The sequence below is a fragment of the Frankia sp. AgKG'84/4 genome, assembly GCF_023242965.2.
In the GTDB taxonomy this organism is placed as follows: Bacteria; Actinomycetota; Actinomycetes; order Frankiales; family Frankiaceae; genus Frankia.
This window is the reverse complement of record NZ_JALKFU020000581.1, coordinates 1-3,293: the sequence shown is the minus strand read 5'-3', so window position 1 is coordinate 3,293 and position 3,293 is coordinate 1. Positions and strand designations below refer to the sequence as shown.

The window sequence follows — 3,293 nt, the reverse complement described above, 5'->3', positions numbered from 1 at the left end:
CCGCCGGGCTCCACGCCGCCGGGCTCCACGCCGCCGGGCTCCACGGTGCCGGTACCGGCCGCGCCGGCCTCCACGGTGCCGGCCCGCATCGCGATGGGCCGGTCCACGTCGGGGGCGCGCCCGATGCTGAGCAAGCGGGGGCGTCCGCGCGCGGAGCGGTTCCCGCCGGTGGCGGGCCTACTCGGTGTCACCGGGAGGGACCGGGATCGAAGCGGGCGATCTCGGCGAGGGACTGGCCCGCCGCCGTCACCATCGCCTCATACAGGCTTGCGCCGCGCTGCGCGGTCGCGCCGGTGGGATCGCCGATCGTGCCGTCGGTGCCGAAGTCGTTCGACAGCCAGCCGAAGGACACCGCGCCACCGAAGCGCACCCGCTCGTAGCCGGCGAGCTGCTCGGGGACGCTGCGCACGCCGAGGTCGAGGCGGACCAGCTCGGGCCGCAGGTGCAGCAGCAGCGACGTCTCGTCGATCCCGGCGTGGATGCCCATGCCGAGTTCGGCAGCGGGCGAGGTGCCGCCGTGGTCGGCCGGCAGGGACGGGTGCATGACGAACGTGCGCAGCCCGTGGGCGAGGCGGACGTCGCGGGCGGCTACCTGCAACAGCGCGCTGTTGCCACCGTGGCCGTTGAGGAACACCAGCCGGCGCACCGGCGTGGTCGCCAGGCAGCGGGCCACGTCGTCGAGGACGGCGAGCAGTGTCGTCGCGGACAGCCAGAGTGTTCCCGCCGACCAGGCGTGCTCGTTGGACTTCGAGTAGGCCAGCGGCGGCAGCAGCCACAGGTCGTGGGCGTCGCCGTAGGCGGCGACGGCGTCGCGGGCGAGGGTCTCGGCCACGACGAGGTCGGTGGACAGCGGCAGGTGCGGGCCGTGCTGCTCGATCGAGCCGATCGGCAGCACGGCGACCGCGTCTGGGGACAGGTCCGCGGCCTGCGGTGCCCGCAGGTCGGCGAAATGGCGGGTCATCGCGGCGGCCGCGGCCCGGGGGCCGTTCCGGCGGCGGTGTCGACGGCGACCGCGACCGCGACTGCGGCGGCGGCGTTGTCGGCGGTGGGCGCCCCGGCGCCGGCGGGCAGCAGCGGGAGGACGTCGCGGGCGAAGCGGCGCAGCTGGTCGCGGGTGCGGTCATAGGGGTCGCCGGGCATCGCCGGGAAAATCACCAGGTCGGTGAGGCCGAGCAGTTCGTCGAGTTCGCCGATGTGGGCGGCGACGTCGGCGGGGGTGCCGACGGCCCACGGGCCCTGCGCCATCGAGTCCTCCAGGGTGGGGACGAAGTCGCCGTCGGCGGGGCGGCCGTCGGGGCCGAGGTAGCCCCGGCCCCAGCCGTAGGGGGCGAGGAACCGCCAGAACTCGTCATGGCCGGCGCGCACGGTCGCCATCGCCTCGGCGCGGGTGTCGGCGACGGCGACGTTGAGGACGAGCATCCGCCGTTCGCCGCGGGCCAGCACCCGGCCGTGGACCTGCTCGTAGGTGTCCGCGAAGGCATGCCAGTCGGCGGCGAGGCGCCGGCGTTCCTTCAGCCAGAACACCCCACCGAGACCGCGGGTCGGGACGGCGCGCAGCGTCGGCGGGCTGGTGATCGCCTGCCACGTCTCGTACGGGTAGCGCGGACGGGGCACGAGGGTGAGCTCCTCGACCTCGCCGCCCCGGTCGGGGATCCCGGGCGGCGGCAGCCGGAAGTGCCTGCCCGAGTGGCGGAACCGCTCGTTCGTCAGGGCGGCGTCCAGGACGTCGAGGCTTTCCTCGGTGATCTCGCGGTTGAGCGCGTCGGCGGCGGCCGCGGACGGGTTGTCGTACGAGCCGACCGACACCGCGCCCGCGGTCAACGGCAGGATCTCCCGGGGCACCGTGCCGCGGCCGACACCGAGGATGCCCCGGCCGCCGGAGAGGTTGTGCAGCAGCGCGAAATCCTCCGCGAGGCGCAGCGGATGCCACTGGCCGACCACGTTGAACATCGTCCCGATCCGGATCCGGCTGGTGCGGGCGGCGAGAAAGGCGCCGAACAGCAGGCCGTTGGGGACGACCTCGTAGCCCTCGTGCTGGAAGTGGTGTTCGGTCAGCCAGTAGCTGTCGTAGCCGAGCTGTTCGGCGAGCTCACCGCAGGCCAGCAGCTCGCGGTGGGCGTGCTCGATCGCCGCCTGGTCGTAGCGGCGCTCGGTGGGCTCGGTGCCGCCAGGCCCGGCGTCGGTCATCTCGACCCCACCGAACAGGAACACACCGATCCGCACGCCGCCTCCGAGTGTTGATGGGATCAACATCGTCACGTTTGCGCATGTCAGACCCATCAGGACGACATTTCGCCCAAGCAAATCCTCCCCGGCCCGCGGCCGCGCGACCGGAAGGCCAACCTGGTCGCGAGAACGCGACAACCTGGGGTTGACGGCGACAACCCCAGGTTGTCATTGTCGTGTTCATGAGTGCAGCGCGGGACCTCTCCGCCCACCAGCCGACCCTGCGGCGCATCCGCGAGGTGCGGGAACAGGCCGTCCACCACGCGCGCCAGGCCCAGCGCCTCGCCGCCGAACGACGCGAGCTGATGCAGGGCCTCGTCGACCAGGGCGTCTCCCAGGCCGACATCGCTCGCGAACTCGGCGTCACCCGCCAGGCCGTGCAGAAGATGCTGGCCTGCTGAACGCCGCCAGCGGGGCGCTCGACGCGGCCGGTCAGAGGTTCTGTTGGACGACGACGAGGCGGGCCCGCGGGCCGTCGGGGCTGCGCCAGCGGTGGCGTACTCCCCCGGCGTAGTAGATGCTCTCGCCGGGCACGAGAACGTGCAGATCACCCTCAATGTCGACGTCGATGATGCCGGCGACGACAAAGACGAACTCCTCGCCGTCGTGCACGAAGTAGTCGTGGAACCCGGTCGGCGCGCCGACGTACTCCGAGGGCAGCATCGAGCGCGCCCCGCGCACGAGGGTGCGCACCGATCCGCCCGGTGACTCGACCTCGGCGGTGTCGTGGCGCACGATGCTGACCGGCTCGTCGAGCGGGACGGGCGCGGCCTCGGCGGCGGCGATCAGTGCCTGCGCGGACGTGCCGAGCGCCGAGGCGATCGCGGTCAGCGAGCGCATGCTGGGCCGGGCCAGGCCACGTTCGAGCTGGCTGAGGAACGGATGGCTCAGCCCCGCGCGCCCGGCGACGTCGACGAGGGTCAGCCCGAGCGCGCGCCGCTGTGTCCGCACGGCACCGCCGAGGCGGACGGCGACGTCCTCGGCGAACCCCGTCTCCCCCCCCCCGCGGCGGTCGCGGTCACGGGTGGGGGGGTGTATTATATAAATATAACCCTGCCCACCAAAAC

The 3,293-nt window shown here is 73.2% G+C and carries 4 protein-coding genes; 1 reads left to right on the top strand and 3 read right to left on the bottom strand.

Annotated features, from left to right (window positions below):
* Positions 1-187: 187 nt before the first annotated feature.
* Both MXD58_RS23505 and MXD58_RS23500 read right to left on the bottom strand, forming a co-directional pair.
* Complete coding sequence (locus tag MXD58_RS23505; protein ID WP_250609934.1) at positions 188-961, bottom strand: creatininase family protein; 774 nt, start codon at positions 959-961, stop codon at positions 188-190.
* The gene (locus MXD58_RS23500; RefSeq protein WP_248841240.1) at positions 958-2,223 is read right to left on the bottom strand and encodes an LLM class flavin-dependent oxidoreductase; all 1,266 of its coding nucleotides are present in this window, start codon (positions 2,221-2,223) and stop codon (positions 958-960) included. Before MXD58_RS23500 ends, MXD58_RS23505 begins: the two co-directional genes overlap by 4 nt.
* 185 nt (positions 2,224-2,408) lie before the next feature.
* Here MXD58_RS23500 and MXD58_RS23495 point away from each other — a divergent pair, with 185 nt between their 5' ends.
* Complete coding sequence (locus MXD58_RS23495) at positions 2,409-2,627, top strand: TrfB-related DNA-binding protein (RefSeq protein ID WP_248841241.1); 219 nt, start codon at positions 2,409-2,411, stop codon at positions 2,625-2,627.
* Positions 2,628-2,658: 31 nt separating this feature from the next.
* Here the strand turns inward: MXD58_RS23495 and MXD58_RS23490 are convergent.
* The coding region (locus MXD58_RS23490; RefSeq protein ID WP_284678797.1) for a helix-turn-helix domain-containing protein at positions 2,659-3,293 on the bottom strand (635 nt) is incomplete at its 5' end.

Bases quoted from the DNA above. Each gene is read 5' to 3' on its own strand.
- MXD58_RS23505 (WP_250609934.1), bottom strand. From the start codon at position 961: ATGACCCGCCATTTCGCCGACCTGCGGGCACCGCAGGCCGCGGACCTG.
- MXD58_RS23495 (WP_248841241.1), top strand. From the start codon at position 2,409: ATGAGTGCAGCGCGGGACCTCTCCGCCCACCAGCCGACCCTGCGGCGC.